Origin of the sequence: Maridesulfovibrio spiralis (SeqCode) (genome assembly GCF_048571135.1) — a bacterium.
Lineage (GTDB): Bacteria > Desulfobacterota > Desulfovibrionia > Desulfovibrionales > Desulfovibrionaceae > Maridesulfovibrio > Maridesulfovibrio spiralis.
Map to the genome: position 1 here is coordinate 1,793,293 of NZ_CP182344.1, position 18,790 is coordinate 1,812,082.

At 50.3% G+C, this 18,790-nt stretch carries 13 protein-coding genes; 7 read left to right on the forward strand and 6 right to left on the reverse strand.

The window, feature by feature from the left end; translation table 11 throughout:
• Positions 1-60: 60 nt before the first annotated feature.
• From ACNI29_RS08115 to ACNI29_RS08130, 4 genes are all read left to right on the forward strand, one after another.
• On the forward strand, positions 61-939 hold the full coding sequence (locus ACNI29_RS08115) for a YitT family protein (RefSeq protein WP_419781698.1): 879 nt from the start codon (positions 61-63) through the stop codon (positions 937-939).
• 5 nt (positions 940-944) lie between these two features.
• On the forward strand, positions 945-1,742 hold the full coding sequence (locus tag ACNI29_RS08120; RefSeq protein ID WP_419781699.1) for an SAM hydrolase/SAM-dependent halogenase family protein: 798 nt from the start codon (positions 945-947) through the stop codon (positions 1,740-1,742).
• Positions 1,743-2,026: 284 nt separating this feature from the next.
• Positions 2,027-2,764, forward strand: coding sequence for an adenosylcobinamide-GDP ribazoletransferase (locus ACNI29_RS08125; protein ID WP_419781700.1), 738 nt, complete (start codon positions 2,027-2,029; stop codon positions 2,762-2,764).
• Positions 2,765-2,831: 67 nt separating this feature from the next.
• Positions 2,832-3,596 carry a hypothetical protein gene (locus tag ACNI29_RS08130; RefSeq protein ID WP_419781701.1) on the forward strand — a complete coding sequence of 255 codons (765 nt, stop codon included), beginning with the start codon at positions 2,832-2,834 and terminating at the stop codon, positions 3,594-3,596.
• On the opposite strand, the gene ACNI29_RS08135 is transcribed toward ACNI29_RS08130, so the two are convergent.
• The 3 genes from ACNI29_RS08135 to acs form a co-directional block, all read right to left on the reverse strand.
• Positions 3,593-6,127, reverse strand: a complete 2,535-nt coding sequence (locus ACNI29_RS08135; protein ID WP_419781702.1) for a cache domain-containing protein — start codon at positions 6,125-6,127, stop codon at positions 3,593-3,595. The two genes, ACNI29_RS08130 and ACNI29_RS08135, sit on opposite strands and share 4 nt — an antisense overlap.
• A 114-nt stretch (positions 6,128-6,241) precedes the next feature.
• Positions 6,242-6,691, reverse strand: coding sequence for a pyridoxamine 5'-phosphate oxidase family protein (locus ACNI29_RS08140; protein WP_419781703.1), 450 nt, complete (start codon positions 6,689-6,691; stop codon positions 6,242-6,244).
• 2 nt (positions 6,692-6,693) lie between these two features.
• A complete protein-coding gene (gene acs / locus ACNI29_RS08145; protein ID WP_419781704.1) occupies positions 6,694-8,676 on the reverse strand; it encodes an acetate--CoA ligase in 1,983 nt (660 codons plus the stop codon).
• A gap of 223 nt (positions 8,677-8,899) precedes the next feature.
• On the opposite strand from acs, the gene ACNI29_RS08150 reads away from it, so the two are divergent.
• The 3 genes from ACNI29_RS08150 to ACNI29_RS08160 all read left to right on the forward strand — a co-directional run bounded on the left by ACNI29_RS08150 (position 8,900) and on the right by ACNI29_RS08160 (position 13,695).
• The gene (locus tag ACNI29_RS08150; RefSeq protein ID WP_419781705.1) at positions 8,900-11,608 is read left to right on the forward strand and encodes a bifunctional acetate--CoA ligase family protein/GNAT family N-acetyltransferase; all 2,709 of its coding nucleotides are present in this window, start codon (positions 8,900-8,902) and stop codon (positions 11,606-11,608) included.
• A 2-nt stretch (positions 11,609-11,610) separates the two neighbouring features.
• The gene (locus tag ACNI29_RS08155) at positions 11,611-12,756 is read left to right on the forward strand and encodes a lysylphosphatidylglycerol synthase transmembrane domain-containing protein (RefSeq protein ID WP_419781706.1); all 1,146 of its coding nucleotides are present in this window, start codon (positions 11,611-11,613) and stop codon (positions 12,754-12,756) included.
• 240 nt (positions 12,757-12,996) lie between these two features.
• On the forward strand, positions 12,997-13,695 hold the full coding sequence (locus ACNI29_RS08160; RefSeq protein ID WP_419781707.1) for a carbonic anhydrase: 699 nt from the start codon (positions 12,997-12,999) through the stop codon (positions 13,693-13,695).
• Here ACNI29_RS08160 and ACNI29_RS08165 read toward each other — a convergent pair.
• The 3 genes from ACNI29_RS08165 to ACNI29_RS08175 form a co-directional block, all read right to left on the reverse strand.
• Positions 13,692-15,077 carry a sigma-54-dependent transcriptional regulator gene (locus tag ACNI29_RS08165; RefSeq protein ID WP_419781708.1) on the reverse strand — a complete coding sequence of 462 codons (1,386 nt, stop codon included), beginning with the start codon at positions 15,075-15,077 and terminating at the stop codon, positions 13,692-13,694. The genes ACNI29_RS08160 and ACNI29_RS08165 overlap by 4 nt on opposite strands.
• A 12-nt stretch (positions 15,078-15,089) precedes the next feature.
• A complete protein-coding gene (locus ACNI29_RS08170; RefSeq protein ID WP_419781709.1) occupies positions 15,090-16,481 on the reverse strand; it encodes an HD domain-containing phosphohydrolase in 1,392 nt (463 codons plus the stop codon).
• A gap of 108 nt (positions 16,482-16,589) precedes the next feature.
• Positions 16,590-18,782, reverse strand: coding sequence for a sensor histidine kinase (locus ACNI29_RS08175; RefSeq protein WP_419781710.1), 2,193 nt, complete (start codon positions 18,780-18,782; stop codon positions 16,590-16,592).
• Positions 18,783-18,790: the final 8 nt, after the last annotated feature.

Consider the following 18,790-nt stretch of genomic DNA (forward strand, 5'->3'; position numbering starts at 1 on the left):
CTACATTGCCTTTTTAATCTAATACAGCAAAATATGGCTCCATACAAAGGAGATTATAAATTGGATACAGAATTTGATACAGTCATAAACCGTTTTCAGAAAATCAGTTATACCATTCCTTGGAATCTTTTTCTGCTAACTGTCGGTGGTTTTATTGCTGCCGCAGCCATCAAGGCAATTATTATCCCCAATGCTTTTCTGCCCAGTGGAATTTCAGGGTTGGGACTGCTTTTTTATTATATTTTTCCACAGCTCAGTTCCGGGCTTTGGATTTTTCTGCTTAATATTCCGGTCTTCATAATCGGTTGGTTTTGTATCAGTAAAAAGTTCTTTTTTTACAGTTTATATGGTTTGATATCACTTAGTTCCTTTATTGAACTGGTTCCATGGACGATTCAATTTACTGATAAATGGCTGGCTGTGCTTGCCGGCGGTGTGGTGTTAGGTCTCGGTTCAGGGATATCTCTGCGTTCGTTGGGGTGCAGCGGCGGGATCGGTATTTTGCAGATTCTGGCTCGTGAAAAATTGGGTATAAAAGTCGGGCAGTTTTCCATGGCATTCAATGCCGCAGTGCTGGGAGTCGGCACAATTTGGCTTAATCTCAACGATGTTCTTTATTCGTTGGCAATGATATATGTTGCTTCAGCAGCCATCGACGGGGTGCAGCGTCTATTCAACCAGCGTAAAATGGTCTTGATCATTACTACTTTTCCTGAAGATGTCGCCGGGGCGATCATGGCTAAAATGGGTCGGGGAACCACTTTGCTCAATGCCAAGGGTGGCTACACAAGACAGGAAAAGACGGTAATCCTGACCGTAGTGGATTCTTTCAGGATTAAACGACTTGAAGCGACAGTCTTCACCATAGATCCGGCGGCTTTTGTCATAATTGAATCAACCTTCAGCGTGCTCGGGAAAGGTTTTTCCGTGCCGAGGTAGTCACTATGGACAGAACAATCGCTCTTTTAACAGATTTCGGTCTTGCTGATCCTTATGTGGGGCAGATGAAGGGGGTGCTGGTTGGACTGGCCCCTGATTCCCGTATCATTGATGTCAGCCACGGCGTGGAACCGTTTTGTATCTCACAGGGTGCGTTTTTCCTTGCCGCTGCCATGGAGCATTTTCCCCCGGATACGGTATTTGTCACGGTCATTGATCCCGGAGTAGGCAGTGCGCGGAGAATCATCGCCGCCGAATTCGGGCAGCGCATCGTTATCGCCCCGGATAACGGAGTGCTTGAGCTGGCCGAAACCCGTTTCGCCGGTACTATGATTGTAACCGATCTCAGTGAGGCGGCGGCAAAGATCCACAGTTCAGCAACCTTTCATGGACGGGATATCTTTGCGCCGCTGGCAGCATCCCTCGCTTGTGGAACATCCTTAAGTTCTCTAGGTCCTAAATTACCCCTGCGAGAAATAGTCCGTACCGGGATCAACAAACCTGTCTGGTTGGAAGACGGTGTGGAGGCGACTATCCTGCATAAAGACCGTTTCGGGAATCTTGTTTTGAACATCCCGGATACCCAGACCTTACCCGAGCGTATGACCATCCCGGAAGAGCAGCTCCTTTCAGGCAATGATGCCAGTTGCGTGAAACGGGTCTGCTGCTACGCCGAGCTTGAAGCCGGAGCCTCCGGATTGCTGGCCGGAAGTCAGGGCTACTACGAACTGGCTCTCAATCGTGGCGCAGCTTCCGAAATGCTGGGCCTTGAACCGGGTGATGTTTTAACTCTTAAATTTTGATGCCTCCGGCGGCTGGGGAAGGGGAGAGAAAACTTTGCTAACGTCCAAATATTTTCTCTCCCCTTCCCCAGACCCCATCCCCTCTCTTTCAAAGACGTTTTAGTTATGCTGCGCAAGCAGTGTAAAGTACATGCCTTTGAATGAATATCCAGCGAAGCTTAATGAAAGGTTTTGGGATTCTTAAACCCTTTTGCAAAAGGGTTTAAGCCGCCGGAGGCGAAATCTTTTTATCAAAACGCGAAGCGTATCAAGTCTGGTCCCTAAAGGCGCCGGAGGCAAAAAAATTGAAAATTATACGTGATATTTTGATCACTTTGGGTTTCATGACCCGTATTGGTCCGGTCATGGAAATTGAAGCCGAGGATATCGGCCGTACAGTTAAATGGATGCCCTTAAGCGGTCTGGTGATGGGATTGGTGATTGTCCTTCCTTTCTGGATGGGGCTTTTTGCGGACAAGTTTTGGATTCAGGCATGGCTTACGGTTGCGGCTTCGGTTTACCTGACCCGTGGGCTGCACTTTGACGGTTTTGCAGACATTGCGGACGGCGCAGGACCTTATCCTGATCCTGATCGTTTCTGGAAGATTATCAAAGACAGCTGCTCCGGTGTATTCGGGGTGTTGGCTCTGGTGCTGGCGGTGTTGGGACAGGCTGTCTGCTTTTACTATTTATACAGGGCCGGGGCCTATGGAGCGGTGGTCTGGATTTTTGTGCTCGGCAGATTGGGTAATGCCGTGATGGCCATGGTCGGTAGACCTCTGGCAAGGCCGGGGCAGGGTAGCCTGTCCATGCAGGGGGCGGATCGTTTTTCCATTGCAGTGGCTGCGTTTACTACTGTTGGGGTTGGCGTTTTCGCGGTCAGTCCAGCGGTGCAGGGATTGTCCTATCTGCTTGCTGCGGCGGGGATTTTATTTTTGTACCGGCTGGCCGAACGGGTCAGCGGCGTGAATGGTGATTTTCTGGGTGCGGCAGTGGTTTTAGCGGAATTTGCCGGACTGCTGGCATTCTGTGCACTGAATTGATATGACTGATTAAAAGATTAAGAAGAGGCTGGCTGCGTTGACGTAATTTTAAAGCACAGGAAACTAAATGGATAACCTGTTCACACTAAAGAAGTTCGGCGAACAGCTTGATCTGCTGAAGAAGTTGCTCACTGAGGGAAAACAGGCAGAGGCTGATTCTATCGCTCAGAACATTTATGAAAATTATGCTTATGCCCGTGACGGCTGTTTGTCGCAGGAAGATGAATTGCTGGGCAAGCGTGCAGACCTTGCACAGAAAAATGAGCGTATTTCTGTTCTGGAAGCCAAGCTCCGGGAAGCCTACAGTGTACACAGTTCCGATTTCCAGCTTTTCAATAAATTCGGTAAGGCCCTGCAGCATGTCAATGAATTAAGGTCATTGGATGGATTGCCGGACATGCTCAGCGGCATAGCTTATGAGCTTGGTCTGGGGCGGGCGGTGATTGTTCTGGATCGTGAAATTTGCGGCGGCGGCCTTGGGGATGCAATTCCCACTTTCTATATGAAAGGTTGTATGCGTTATATCGATGCGACCTTAAGTGATGGTCCTAACCGTGTTTTTCTGGGGCCAATTTCAAGGATGATGCGTCCGGATATATTTTTTGGCGACCCTGATATGAGTCCTGATCTGGGCGGTTCCTGTTTCGCTTTCGGTTTGCGGGATAAATATTCTTCCGGGAAACTGCTGGGTCTTTTAGCCATCCATGACTCTTCAGAAGATCGCTACAACCCGGATATGGGTACTGATTTTCTGGAGTATTTTTGCAATTCAATTGCTTCCACCCTTGGCGGGGTTATTTATAGGGAATGCGGCGTTAAGTCCTCTTCCTAGCGGACGGAAGCAACGGGTAATTTAAAGGTAAACTTTGAGCCGTTACCCGGAGTTGCTTGGATGCTGAAACTACCATGGTGGTTTTCGGTAATGATGAAATAAGAAACCGAAAGCCCCAGGCCAGTTCCGACCCCTTTGGGTTTAGTGGTGAAGAAAGGTTCGAATACCCGCTTACGCACATTTTCTTCCATTCCGGGACCATTGTCGGCAATGGAAACAGCCACGTATTCGCCTTCCTGCTGGATCGTGATTTTAATTTTCGGATTTTCTGTATTGTTATCGCTCATGGCATGAGCCGCATTGCCGAGCAGGTTGAGCAGAACCTGTTCAATTTCGGTGGGAGCGCAGACTACGTAGGGCAGTGGCTCGACGTAGTTTTTGCTGATTTCAATCTGCCTGAAGTCATATTTCTTCTTCAAGTCATAATCCTGTTCTGCAAGGGCAATCGCGTTGTCTGCTATCTCATTGAGTTTGCATGATGTACGGTGCACATCTGTTTTGCGACTGAAATTGAGCATATTGGTGATGATTTCCGCTGCGCGCGATGCAGATTCACGGACACCTGACAGGATCTTACTGATACCGCGTTTCTCAATGTATTCGTTTATTTTCTCCATTGAAACATCAAGCTGCCGGGCCGTTTGCTCATTCTTGGACATGCCGGGAGTCAGCCTGCGTTCGATGTTTTGAGTCCCTTGTAAAATACCGCCCAGAGGATTGTTGATTTCATGGGCCATTCCAGCGGCCAGACCGCCAACGGACATCATTTTTTCAGTTTGGATCATCATTTCTTCAATGCGTACATTGGATGTGACGTCATCGAGGCGGATAACCGCTCCGTCATAGCCATTATTAATGAGCGGATAGATGGTGATGTTTTCATAACGGGTTACATCGCCTACAATGCGTGGAACTCTAATTCTCTGCTTGGTTTTACCCGACAGGATGGTGGCTTTTGCGTTTTCAATTTCTTTTTCAAGTATCGGGAAAACCTCGGCAAGCAGTTTGCCATTGACTTCCTCGTGGGTAAGTCCCGTATTTTCAATAGCTTTTTTGTTCCAGAGGGTTATGTGTCCACCCCTGTTTATGCCCACAAGGATTGAAGGCATGGAATCTATTATATTCTTTTGGTGGTTGCGTAATTTCAGCAGCTCTTTTTCTATCTTGGCGTGTTCCTGTATTTTTATTTCCAGCTGGTAATTGCTTGCGCTAAGGCTGCGGTTTCCGTCTTCAAGTGCTGCAAGCAGTTTTTCCTTTTCCCGGATACCGGATTTAATGGAATCCAGCATTTGATTAATAACTGTACCGAGCTCCTTGATTTCCGTGGGCCCTTCCTGCGGAATCTCAGATGCGGTCATGCCGCCTTCGCGGATGGCCCTTGCGGCAACAGTAAGTTTCATGAGCGGTTGGGCAATAATACCTGAAAGAATGGTGGCAAAAATCAACGCCAAGGCCAGTACGCCGATAGAGAGCATGAGGATTTTGTTCCGTAACGCAAGTCCGGGTTGTTCCAGATCATCCATGTAAGCTGACGAACAGATGTACCAGTCCAGCGGTTCGAAATATTTGATATAGGCCCTTTTGCGGAAGGAGAAGTCCCCTTTGTGGTGCGGAGGCTTATCCCAAACGTATTCCATGACACCGTTTTCGTGGGCCGCATCAATCATTTCCAGAAATATGGGGTTGCCGGTTTCCTGGTTAAGCAGGTTCTGCAGGGGGATGTCTTCGTAGCTTGGATGGATGATGAGTCTCGGCTCACTGGAAAAAAGAAAAATATACCCGTTTTTGCCGACTTTGATTTTTTTGAAAGAGAGCCGCAGTTGATCAAGCACGGCCTGAACTCTTTTGTTCACATCTTTTTCAATATCGTCGATATAAACCCCTGAACCTATAACCCAACCCCATTCTTCAAACATTTCTACATAGGAAAGTTTAGGCTGTTCCTTGCTTAAACCGTCACTGAGGGGTTTGGGCCAAAGATATTCCAGATAACCTGAACCATGAATTTCACAGGTGTCCCGGAAGGCGACAAATATATTTTCTTTGCCGTTGCGACCTCCGACGAATCCGGGATCATCAAGAATTTTACCATCCAGTTCGGGGATTGTCGGGTGCATGACCATGCGGGGGATGGGTCTGGAGTCATCGTTTACCCATATGTATCCGCTACCTTTGTCGTAGCGCATACTTTTGAGCTCTTCGATGCTTTGCCGTTTGGCTTCGTCCTCGGAAATAAGTCCCTGTTTGAACTTGCCATAATTCAGCTGGATCAGATCAATTGCGATACCGACAATGTTGCGCAGCTGCTTCTTGCGGCTTTCAATGGTAGCTTTTTCTGCAAAAATAATACTTTGATATTCATTGTTTACTTCCAGATAAGCGGCGTCAACAATAGCTTGCGCGTGCTGGAATTCGGAATCCATGACCGATTTGGTGACTGCGCGTTGGGCAAAGTAAGTCAGCCCGGCTGTGGCCGCTATGACCAGCCCGGCTACAAAGAAAAGCAGGATTGCTTTCATCGACTTGAACATCCGCCCCCCTGATCAGAATTATGGAGTTCCGGTATTTTCAGTACGATCTTATCATATTTGGATGAAGCGGTAAATTTATTTTAGATCAGAGGCTCTTAGTTGCTGATGCTATGTTTAAACTTCGCAGTAGTAACTGTCTCTAGGGCCATCCAAAAGCAGCAGGGATTCTGTCTTTATGCGTATGATTGCACTGTCATCCCCGGAAAATTCGGAGGCAATTGCAGGGACTGCCTCGGCAATGCGGTCCAGTACCGCGCTTCGTTCAGCTGGGGTATCCAAAGGAACAAAAGATCCTTTCACTGTCAGTGCTTTTATTTCATGCCGCTTGTTGTCGAGTTTATCTTCCCGGTTGTCGATGAGTAGGCTAACCTGCCGATTCCGGGTGATGTTTTGCCATTTTCTGCTGTTTCTGCTGCTGACCATGTATATTTCGGAACCGTCATCAGATGCGGCGTAGGCCATAAGCGAGGTGTGGACCCCGTCCCCACCTTGAGTGGCGAGGACGAGGATGTTGCAGCTGTTTATCAGGTCCAGACAGGCTTTTAATTTTTTCCTTTCATTCATGGCTATTCAAAAAGCTCCTTCTGTCCTTCTATAAGGCCGGCGATCACTGAGGCGTCAGAGAGGGTGCTGGTATCCCCGAGGTCGTTTTCTCCTACAGCGATACGGCGCAGGATGCGGCGCATGATTTTACCGGAGCGAGTTTTGGGCAGTCCTTCGGAAAACTGGATGTTTTCCGGTACGGCGATGGGGCCGATTTCCTTGCTGACCCATTCTCGCAGGGTGGAGCGCATATCATCGTCTTCGTCAAGGCCGCTGCGCAGGGTAACGTATGCGTAAACAGTCTGGCCTTTTATTTCATGAGGGATGCCGACCACTGCGGCTTCTGTCACATCAGGGTGGGCGATGAGTGCGGATTCAATCTCGGTTGTGCCCAAACGGTGTCCGGAAACATTGATTACATCATCAAGGCGGCCCATGATCCAAAAGTCTCCTTCTGCGTCAATTCTGGCTCCATCCCCGGTTTCATAATTGCCGGGGAAACGTTCAAAGTAGGTCCGTCCATATCTTTCCCGGTCATTGTGGATGTTGGTAAGCATGCCCGGCCACGGCTTGGTTATTAAAAGATGCCCGCCTTCGTCGGTTGAGGCGTCACTGCCGTCACTGCGCACTATTTTGGCACTGATGCCCGGCAAAGGTTTTCCGGTTGATCCGGGTTTGAGCTTGCTCACATAGGGCAACGGAGAAATGAGAATTCCTCCGGTTTCGGTCTGCCACCATGTATCCAGCAGGGGCAGCTTGCCTTTACCTACATGCTCTTGGAACCAGACCCAGACTTCCGGGTTAATGGGTTCGCCCACAGATCCGAGGATACGCAGGGTGGAAAGATTATATTTTTCAGTCCATTGCGAACCTTCGCGCATCAGTGCTCGGATGGCCGTGGGAGTGGTGTAGAATATATTGGCCCCGTAGCGATTGATGATTTTCCAGTAACGGTCCGGGCGAGGAAAGGTCGGGACCCCTTCAAAAAGCAGGGTTGTTCCGCCCAGTGCCAGCGGTCCGTAAACGGTGTAGCTGTGTCCGGTTATCCAGCCGATGTCGGCAGTGCACCAGTGAACATCATCATCTTTCAGGTCGAATACCCATTTTGTGGTATGGGCGGTGATGGTCAGATAGGGGCCGGTCGTATGCACAACGCCTTTGGCCTTACCAGTGGCTCCGGAGGTATGCAGGATGAAAAGCGGATCATCGGAACGCATGGATTCCGGTTTGCAGTAATCTTCGATGTCACTGGCCCCGGTTTCTTCATGCCACCACGTGTCGCGGCCTTCGATGAAGTCAATTTCATCCCCGGTACGCTTGACCATGATGACCTGCTCAACAGAGGGGCATTCGAAAAGGGCTTCATCAACATTGCGCTTCAGGGGAATGGTTTTGCCCCCGCGCAGCACTCCATCGGCTGCGATTAAAATTTTGGCGTCGCAGTCAATTATCCGGTTCTGCAGGCTGACAGCTGAAAATCCTGCGAAAATTACTGAATGGATTGCACCGATGCGGGCGCAGGCGAGCATTGAAATGACCAGTTCCGGGACCATGGGTAGGTAGATAGCTACCCGGTCACCTTTGGAAATGCCCATCTTTTTGAGCACATTGGCAAAACGGCAGACCTTCCGGTGGAGCATGTGGTAGGTGAAAACGCGGACTTCTTCTTCCGGTTCTCCCTGCCAGATCAGCGCTGCTTTATTGCGCCTGCCGTTTTCCAGATGGCGGTCAAGGCAATTGTAGGAAGCATTGAGCCTGCCTCCTGTGAACCATTTATATTCTTTTTTTTCAGTATCTGATTCAAGTGTGCTGTCGAAGTCCCGTGTCCAGTGGAGCAGTTTTCTTGCCCGTTCGGCCCAGAAAGCTTCATTGTCATTATCGGCCATCCGGCAGGCCTGTTCATATTTTTCCGGGGTCAGGTTGGCCTGATTTAGTAATTCCTGTTCCTGCGAGGGGTGAAAAGTGCGTTCTTCTCTGCTCAGGTTCTCAATTGTATTCTCACTCATATTTCCGGCTCCGGCTCATAAAAATTATGCTGGGTTGTGTGCACTACGATTGCATATATACGCTGTTTCAGCCGGGTTGAACAGCTTTGTCGGAACCATCTCGGAGGCAGAAGGGGATAATTTCATATTAAGCGCTTAGCTTTATGCTTGATATGCGTGCTGTTCAGCAGGTATGTATAGGTTTGTGCACGGATAAGCATCGGAACTTTAACAAGAGGCCTTCATGAGCGTTATTAATCTGGAATACCTTTTTCAGCCCGGATCAGTTGCCGTTATCGGCGCAACCAATGACCCTGATAATGCAGGGAATATCGTTATGCGCAACCTGATGGGAGGAGGCTTTCTCGGTCCGGTTATGCCGGTATGTACCGATGCTGAAGCCATTGCCGGTGTTTTGACCTATAAAAATGTTGAAGCCCTGCCTAAGGTCCCTGATTTGGCAGTGATTTGTCTTCCGCTTCAAGATTGTCCTCCACTACTGGCTAAACTCAGCGAGATCGGGGTCAAAGCCTGTGCCCTGATCGGTCCGGGATTCAGTGCCATCCCCAAAAAGGAAAGGGTCAGGCTGCGTGCGGATCTGCTTAAAGCAGCTAATTCCCCGCAGATGCGTATTCTAGGGCCTAAAAGTCTTGGTTTTATTGTTCCGGCCCTGAATTTGAATGCCAGCCTTGCGCCGCTTCCGGCTAAGGCGGGCAAGATAGCTTTTGTTTCCCAATCGGACAGCTTTATCCCTACGGTTCTCGACTGGGCAGCTACTAATGATATCGGTTTTTCCTATGTGGTTTCACTGGGCAGCCGTATTGATCTTACTTTCGGTGATGTGCTCGATTATCTTGGTTCTGATGCCCAGACACGTTCAATTCTGCTCTATATTGAATCCATCCATGATGCCCGCGACTTCATGTCTGCGGCCCGGGCGGCTTCTCGTAACAAGCCGGTTCTGGCAATTCGACCGGGACAGGCTATGCAGCATGTCACTCAGGAGTTGGCCCGTCTGGATAACGCCATGATTGCCCGCGCTGATGAGGTTTATGACGTTGCTTTCCGCCGGGCCGGGATGCTGCGGGTGCAGACCATTGACGGCATGTTTGACGCGGCCCAGACTCTTGCAAGTCTGCGTCAGCCGGTGCGTGGCAACAGGCTGGCAATCATCGTAAACGGCACGAGTGCCGGACTTGCCGCTGCTGATGGATTACTGCGCCGTGGCGGGAAGCTGGCTGAGCTTTCCCCGGAAACAGTAGAAAAGCTGGATACAATTTTTGATGGGCATTGGAGCGGGGCCAATCCGGTGACCATAAAATTTGATACCCTTGGGCAGAAGTATCTTGATGCCCTTAAAGTGTTGATCAAGGATAAAGGCGTGGACGCAGTGCTGGTGGTCCATGTTCCTTTTGCCGGAGTTTCCAGTGCTGAAGTGGCCGAGGTCCTTGCCAAAGGACTCAAAAGGGTCCGGCGCATGGTGCTTACCGCATGGCTAGGTTCCGGCATGTCCCGCGGGTCCCGCAAGATTTTTTCCCACCACGGTATTCCGACCTATGAAAGTGCGGATCAGGCGGTGCGGGCTTTCATGTATATGGCCGAATACCAGCGTAACCAGGAGCTGCTCACCGAAACTCCTGATTCTCTGCCAACTGACTTTTTCCCGGATACAACCACCGCGCGCGATACAGTACATAAGGCTCTTTCCGAAGGACGGCAGGAACTTAATGAGCCAGAAGCGCGCGTAGTCCTTGCGGCCTACGGTCTGCCTGTGGTTGAAACGAAGGTCGCGGTTTCCGCCCGTGAGGCGGTCATTGCTGCTGACGAGATAGGTTGCCCGGTAGCGCTAAAAATACGCTCTCCGCAGATCAACCAGCCTTACGATGTGGGCGGGGTGGTGCTGGACCTTGAAAGCACAGAAAAGGTCTGGGAAGCTGCGGCGACCATGCTGACTCGTGTCAACCGTCAGCGTCCCGACGCCTATATTGAGGGATTCACGGTTCAGAAAATGGGTCGTAGGTTGGGCGCGCACGAACTTTTTATCTCCGCATCTGCAGATTCCACTTTCGGGCCGATCATTCATTTCGGGCACGGCGGCATGACCCGTGAGGTGGTGCGAGACCAGGCTGTGGCCATGGTTCCCCTGAACATGAGTCTTGCCCGTGAGCTGATCAGCAGAACACGCATTTCGCGCCTGCTTTCCGGTACGCCTACCCAGCCTCCCGCAGATATTGAGGATCTTTGTTTGACCTTGATACAGGTTTCGCAGCTTTTTATCGACATTCCCCAAATAGTGCATCTGGATATCAACCCTCTCTACGGGGACGAAACCGGGGTATTGGCTCTCGGGGCTAAGATTCTGGTTGCTGAATGCCGGGAGGATTGCCCGCAGTTGGCTATCCGGCCCTACCCGCGTGAGCTGGAAGAGTGCGTGGTGCTCCGTGATGGACGTCAGGTCACCCTGCGTCCAATCAGGCCGGAGGATGAACCGGCGCACTATGAATTTCTGGCTCGTGTTTCTGATGAAGACATGCGTATGCGCTTTTTCGGAGTGGTCCGCAGGGATTTCGACCACAAGGACATGTCCCGTTTCACCCAGATCAACTATGACCGGGAAATGGCCTTTATCGCCACCGCTGCCAATGAAGAGGGCAAGCCGGAAACACTCGGCGTTGTCCGCACTTCCACCAAGCCGGATAACTCCGAAGCCGAGTTCGCCATTGTGGTCCGTTCAGACCTCAAAGGAACCGGGTTGGGGTCCATGCTTTTTCATAAGATAATCAGCTATACCAAGGATCGCGGTACTCACTGGCTGGTCGGGCAGACTCTTTTTGAGAATAAAGCCATGCAGGGGCTTTCCCGTAAATTCGGTTTTGAGATTGGTGAAAATTACGAAGAGGATCTCGTGGAAATGAGACTGGACTGCACCAAACTGGCAGACAAAACGGAGTAGAATTGAATTATCCCGATCCCGTAACAGGCCGTCGTCGCGGGTTTGTTTCAAACGCACTGAAAGTCCTCCTTGCCGGGGGACTTCTTTTCTGGCTGGTTCAGTCAGGTGGAATACGTCCTGAATACCTGATGGTTCCGGCTGAGAAAATTCCGGTTCTTATCGCGGCCTGTCTGGTGGTTGCAGCGGGCATGGCTCTTGCCGCTCCGCGTTATGTGGCTCTGCTTAAAGGTGCAGGTCTTGATCTTTCGTTGAAAGACAGTTTGGGGATTTCCGCAATTATGTATTTTTTTACCCAGTGTGTGCTGGGAGCAGCCAGCGGCGATGTGGCCCGCTATTTCTACACCACCCGCGTCACCGGGCAGGGTGCAAAAGTCGGGGCGGCGATCATTGTCGATCGTATTATCGGGATCATGGGTCTGTTTCTGCTCGGGGGGCTGGGGATGGCCTTCAACTGGACGCTGGTGGAGCATTCCGTGGAGCTGCGCCTGATTGCTGTTCCGGCGCTGGGCATACTCTGTCTGCTCTGGCTCAGTGCGTTACTGGGGTTTATTGCTCTTGCTCGGAGTCGCTTAACCGGGTTTCTGGCCGGACTTGTTTTTCCTGTGCTCGCCGGGATTCTGTGTGTTTACGGCAAAGGTTTTATCGCTTTGGAAGTAGGGCCTATTATTTTGGGAGCAGCCCTTGTTTCCCTTGCTGCACCTCTTGCGGCCCCTGAATTTCTGGAGAGCGGGTTCATTTACCGGAAATTCTTTGCCGGTTCAAAACTGGGGGAAAAAATAGGTGAGGTCATTTCCGCAATACTGATTTTCCGCAGTTCTGTTCCTGCCGTGCTGAAGATTGTGGGGCTGACCATGCTGCAGCATCTTACGTTGATATATTCCATTTACCTGCTGTCGCAGATTCAGAATCTTCCGGTGCAGCCGATTTTTAATGAGGTCTTTTTTGCGGCTCCGCTTTCTTTTCTGGCTGGAGTCATTCCCGCTCCGGCAGCCGGACTGGGAGTCAACGAGGCAGCTTTTGAAACCCTGCTTTCTCTTGGCTCATGCGGATCAGTTACCGCCGGTGCTTCTATTTTTTTGATGTACAGAATCTGGAGCACCCTGTTCAGTCTCAGCGGTTTGCTCTTTCTCATGCGCATAAAAAAATAAAAACCATGTCGGGCCGTTCTGTGTGGTAGTGAAGGCCGGACATGGTTTTATGGAACTTGCGGGTCTTGGCCCGGTTCCTGACACCCTCCCGATTGATGTCTTGCCCATCTGATCGGTCTGGCGGGAAAAAACTTTAGCTGTCCCGGCGAAGTAATTTTTTCGTCCCCCTTGCGTAAACACGGTTGCGCTATGTATGGTCTGTTTATCGAGTCCAACTACTTGCAAACTGCGGAGCATCCATTGAAGAATCTGTCTATCTTTATCATTACTGCACTCCTGCTAACTTTTGCAGCCTCGCCCTGTGCTGCTTTTAACGGTACTTCCGCGCCTGATTCAACAGTGAAGAGTGCAGATAATTCTCTGGTACTGCTTATGGAAGGTAACCTGCGGTTTGTTAAGGGCAGCAGTGTCTATCCGAATCAGACCTCACATCAGCGCAAGGTGTTGGCTCTGCAGGGCCAGAATCCTTTTGCTACAGTGATTACAGCTTCTGATTCACGGGTGGACCCGGTGCTTATTTTTGACCGTGGGCTTGGTGATCTTTTTACTGTGCGTCTGGCAGGAAATGTAGTCGGATCTGATACTCTGGCTTCGGTTGAATATTCCATGCTGGCCCTTGAAACACCGTTGCTGGTGGTCATGGGACATACCCGTTCCACCCTGATCAAGGCTGCCATTGATAAAGTCGAGCTGAAAGGACATCTGGTCCAGCTGCTGGGCAAGCTTGAACCTGCTATCAAGATGACCCGTGTGCTTTACCCTTCGCTTAAGGGAAGGGAGTTGGTGGACAAAGTGGCTGAAACCAATGTTCGGCAGGTTATGCGTGATGTGTTGAGCCAATGTCCGGCGGTTCTGGAAAAAGTACGTTCCGGCAAGGCCCGGATAATGGGCGCAATTTATGATACCGATTCCGGAGCGGTGCACTGGCTCGGTCCTTAATCCACCTGAATTTCATATGCCTTGAGTTTGCGGTACAGGGAACTTCTCTCCAGACCGACGGCTTCGGCCAGCTTGGAGACATTTCCTTTGTATTCACGAAGTTTGGCTTCAAGGAACTGGGCTTCAAAATCAGCACGCGCTTTCTTGAAATTAACTTCACCTTCGGGAAGCGGCAAAGGCAGTTGCTTCTGATCTTCGGTTTCGTTGTGCGGTCCGTTCGCTATTTCCGGCGGCAGTTTGTCCGGTCCCACTTCTTTCCCGCCAAACATGATCAGCATTCTTTCTACAAAATTTTTCAGTTCCCGAACGTTTCCGGGCCATGAATAGCGGGTTAGAACCTTAAGGGCCTGATCGGTAAAGGACAGGGGTTTGAAACTGTGCTGACGGGTCAATCTGGTAATGAATTCGCTGATGAGCATGGGGATATCTTCTGCACGATCCCGTAGAGGGGGTACTTCCAGAGGGAAGACCTTGAGCCTGTAATAGAGGTCTTCACGGAAATTGCCGTTTTTGATTTCCTGGGAAAGATCTTTGTTGGTAGCTGCAATTACCCGCACATCTACATTGATGGTTTTTCTTCCACCGACTCTTTCAAAACGCTGTTCCTGAAGTATTCGTAATATTTTAGCCTGCGTTTTCAGACTCATATCACCTATTTCATCAAGGAAGAGAGTCCCATTGTCAGCCAGTTCGAATTTACCTTCCTGAGCTTTTTCTGCTCCGGTGAATGCGCCTTTTTCATGGCCGAAAAGTTCCGATTCGATCAGTTCTTCCGGGATTGCCGCACAGTTGACCGCCACCAGCGGATTATCAGCGCGCTGGCTGCGGGAATGGATTGAGCGGGCGACAATTTCCTTGCCTGTTCCGTTTTCTCCGGTGATGAGCACCCATGCGTCTGTTGGGGCTACCTGTCCGATAACCTCTCGCATTGATTCGATGGATTCGGATTCCCCGGTAAGTTTGGCCGGCTGTTCGGTGGCGATGCGGGTGCGCAGGGCCTTGTTTTCAGATTGCAGCCTGGAGAATTCAACGGCTTTTTCAGCGGTAATGACGACTTTTTCAAGGGACAGGGGTTTCTCGATGAAGTCGAAAGCACCTTTTTTAATGGCTGAGACTGCCGTTTCAATATTTCCGTGACCGGAAATCATGACTACCGGAAGCCAGTCCCATTCTTTTTTGATGCGTTCCAGAACTTCAAGGCCGTCCATACCCGGAAGCCAAATGTCCAGAAAAACAAGGTCCGGCTGATCGTCAGAAAGGTGGGCGAGGGCCTGCTCCCCGCTTTCCGCCTCGCCTACATCAAATCCTTCATCTTCCAGAATTCCGCGCAGGGAATATCTGATGCCGTCCTCGTCATCCACAATCAAAATATTTTTGCTCATTTATTGTCCCGTTTATTTTTCAAAAGAAAAATTACTTTCTTCAATCAGTTCTGTGCAGGCGTCTACTACTTCGGGATCATAAGAAATTCCCCGGCCCCGTGCAATTTCGGCCATGGCTTTGGGCAATCCCAGTGCAGCGCGGTAGGGACGGTGCGAACTCATTGCTTCCACGACATCGGCTACGGAGATAATCCGTGCTTCTTTCAGAATGTCGTTGCCGCTGAGCCCGTTGGGGTATCCGGTTCCGTCCAGCCGTTCATGGTGTTGCAGAACTATCCGGGCTACGGGCCATGGAAATGAAATTCCCTTGAGGATTTCATATCCGGCCTCGGAATGTGTTTTCATCAGGTTCATTTCGAGGTCGGTCAACCGTGTCGGCTTGGAAAGGATTTCTGCAGGGATGGAAATTTTGCCTACATCATGCAGGATACCCGCAATCTTGATACTGTGAATCGCTTCTTCCGAAAGTCCCATTCTCTGGGCGATGCGGCAGGCCAGTTCCGCAACACGCTGCTGATGCCCCGATGTGTAGGGATCGCGTTTCTCTGACATTGCAGTCAGCGAGGCAACAGTTTCATCAAAAATGCGGTTCATTTGCTTGAGGCTTTCTTTGAGGGCTGCTTCACTTTTTTTCAGTTCGGAAATATCCCGCAGCACCACAACTTTACCGATGACATGACCTTTCTCTTCAATAGAGGAAATATTGACTGAAACCGGGGTTGTGTTTTGCGGGCCTCTTAGAACGGTATCTCCGACGCAGGGTTCTTCTCCGGTTTCCGAAAAGAGGTTTATGGATTCATCTGTTTCAGATTCAATAATATTGACAGTTTCCTGAAATTCATGGCCGTAGAAGCAATCAACATGATTACCCATAAGTGAGCAGGCGGCCCTGTTCATGGATTTGATCCGTCCGTGGCTGTCTGTTGTGATAACCGCGTCATCAATACTGTCGAAGGTGGTCTTCAGCCAGCGTCGGTTTTCATTCAGCGTGCTTTCTGCCCGGTGTTTGTAAAGGGCCATTTCGATGGTCAGGTTTAGTTCCCGGTCTTCGAATGGTTTGATGATGTATCCGAAAGGCTCGGTTATTTTAGCCCGGCTTAAAGTGTCGTTGTCGGCATAGGCAGTGAGGTAGACTATCGGGATATCCTGCGTTTTGTTGATCACAGATGCGGTATCTATGCCGTCCATTTCCCCTTCCAGCATGATATCCATAAGTATCAGGTCGGGTTTCATTTCCGAGGTCGTCATCACAGCTTTTTCCCCGGAGGATGCTGTTCCTGCTATGTCGTAACCAAGGGCTTTCAGGCGGCCTTGTATATCCAGGGAAACAATAGCCTCATCCTCCACAACCATTATGCGTGCAGGGCGTTTGTTTTCATTGTTGTTTTCTGCGTAGGAAATCATTTGCAATCCGTTAGTTCAGGTCGGTAAAAAGTGAAGTCTGCTGCTTTGGTTATACGTTATTATACTAAACAAGATTATAAGTGTCAGGCAAGCAGAACGGCAAATAAATTAGGTAGGCAATTCCAGTACGAATATTGTTCCGTGGGGTTCTGCGGGCTTAACCCTGATAAATCCACGGTGGTCGGTGACAATTGATTTGACGATGGTAAGACCCAGACCGGTCCCGCTTTTTTTGCTGGAGAAGTACGGTTCGAACATTCGGGAGCGTTCATCGGCGGTAAGTCCGGGACCGTTATCCTGTACTTCAATGCGCAGCCAGCCGAGCGTGGCATCGTGCATGGCGGTGATGGCTACTTTCGGATTCTTGCAACCTTCAAGAGCTTCTGCCGCGTTGGTCAGCAGGTTTATCAGTGTTCGGCGCATGGCTTCGCGGTCTATTTCCTGCTGCGGCAGTTCGCCGTCGAAGTCCAGGGTCCATTCAATGTTGCTGTGGCTGTTGCGGTAGAGTTTGACTACTTCTTCCAGCAGCGGGGTAATGTTGTCCGGTACGAGGCGCACTTCAGGCAGTTTTGCGTAGGCCGAGAATTCCTGAACCATCTGTTGTAGGTGCTCCACCTGTGAGGTAATCAGTTCGGTGGATTCACGGAAAACGTTATCTTCGATTTCCGGTCCGAACTTGCGCTGCAAACGTTGCGCGGAAAGCTTGATCGGGGTCAGCGGGTTCTTTATCTCATGGGCGATACGTCTGGCAACTTCGCGCCATGCCGCAATACGTTGCATTTTTTCCAGTTCGGTAATGTCTTCGAATACAGCTACGATACCGGCACTTGATTCTCCGGATTTAAGAGCCACAACGTTGACCAGAAATTTCCTGTGCCTGCCTTCCACGGTCAGGGAAAGCTGCCGCTGCCATTGGGAAAAGGGGCTGGTAGCCATGTGGGAGCGCGCTTCGGCAATGAGTGAGGCCAGATCCCCTTCCGGGAGCAGTGCCAGCGGATCTTTACCGTGTACAAAACGGGCTTCAATGCCCAGCATTTCTTCAATCGCCGAGTTTACGGTGCTGATTTTCCCTTCTTCATTAAGCGAGATTACCCCGGCGGTGATGTTGTTGAGCACCGCCTCCATATAACGGCCCCTGCGCTCCAGTTCCTGATTCTGCTGAGCCAGTCTTTCGTTGGCGGTTTTCAGGCTTTTCTGGCTGTCTTCAAGGTCTTCGGCCATGCGGTTGAAAGACTGGACCATGAAGCCCAGTTCGTCATCGGAGCGGTCTTCAAGACGAACTGAAAGATCACCACGGGCAATGCGTTGCGATCCTGCGGCCAGAGCCTGAATAGGGGCGGAAAGCTCTTTTGAAAGCCGAAATCCGAACCAGATGGAGCCGAGGATAATCAACAATGTTGTGACACCCAAGGTGAGATAAAGGCTCATTTTGAGCGGGTATTTCAGGGTCTTGAGTTGTTTGTACTCATCAAGCCCTCGCACAACCCGGTCCAGCTTGTAAAGCAGTCCCTGTCCGATATTTTCCCCGATGATCAGGAAACCGGTTTTACCTTCATCAACGGGAAGGATACCGATTACCATATCATTGCCGGGCATGGGATGGATGGTGGACCAGAAACGGGGATTTTTCTGCATGTCGTCCCAGTCGACTTTGGCATTGATCTCCGACCACGCCTTGTCCCACGAACCTTGGGAATACCAATTTATTTTTGTGCGGTCCGGGCGGACAACACCGAGTAACCCGAGGTCGTATTCCCCAAGTTTCTTGCCGAGAAAGATATTCATGGATTTTCCGCCCCATGCGTAGCGGCTTTCCTTGATGGTTTCAAGGATGTTTTCACCCCGGCGCTCCAGTCCTTCCTGCGCGGATGCGTAAAAGGCCCTACCCAGCTCAAGTGATTGGACCATGGATTCTTCAACCTGATTTTTGAACCAGTAATCCACAGATATCTGCACGAACTGCATAGCCATGAAAAACATGAGCAGGGTCGGTACAAGGGACAGGGACATGAACGAAAGGACCAGGCGCGTTCGCAACTTGGAGCCCAGAACCCTGCGCCGTCGTTCCAGAAGCAGCTTTACCCCGTTGCGGACCACGATAAAGAGGACAATGAGCAGCAGGATGAAGTTCAGGTTGAACAGGCCCACGAAAAGATAGGAGTTGACCCCGATGTATTTCAGCTGGACAAAGCTTAAGCCCACAAATACCAGCAGACAGAAGAAAGCTATGTAATATTCGCGCTGTCTGCGTTTGCGTTCTTTGGTGTCCGGGACACTTATTTTTATGTTCTGTTCAGTCATGGCAGTCT

Coding starts and splice junctions, on each gene's coding strand:
- ACNI29_RS08120 (WP_419781699.1), top strand. CDS start 945: ATGGACAGAACAATCGCTCTTTTAACAGATTTCGGTCTTGCTGATCCT.
- ACNI29_RS08130 (WP_419781701.1), top strand. CDS start 2,832: ATGGATAACCTGTTCACACTAAAGAAGTTCGGCGAACAGCTTGATCTG.
- ACNI29_RS08135 (WP_419781702.1), bottom strand. CDS start 6,127: ATGTTCAAGTCGATGAAAGCAATCCTGCTTTTCTTTGTAGCCGGGCTG.
- ACNI29_RS08140 (WP_419781703.1), bottom strand. CDS start 6,691: ATGAATGAAAGGAAAAAATTAAAAGCCTGTCTGGACCTGATAAACAGC.
- acs (WP_419781704.1), bottom strand. CDS start 8,676: ATGAGTGAGAATACAATTGAGAACCTGAGCAGAGAAGAACGCACTTTT.
- ACNI29_RS08150 (WP_419781705.1), top strand. CDS start 8,900: ATGAGCGTTATTAATCTGGAATACCTTTTTCAGCCCGGATCAGTTGCC.
- ACNI29_RS08165 (WP_419781708.1), bottom strand. CDS start 15,077: ATGAGCAAAAATATTTTGATTGTGGATGACGAGGACGGCATCAGATAT.
- ACNI29_RS08170 (WP_419781709.1), bottom strand. CDS start 16,481: ATGATTTCCTACGCAGAAAACAACAATGAAAACAAACGCCCTGCACGC.
- ACNI29_RS08175 (WP_419781710.1), bottom strand. CDS start 18,782: ATGACTGAACAGAACATAAAAATAAGTGTCCCGGACACCAAAGAACGC.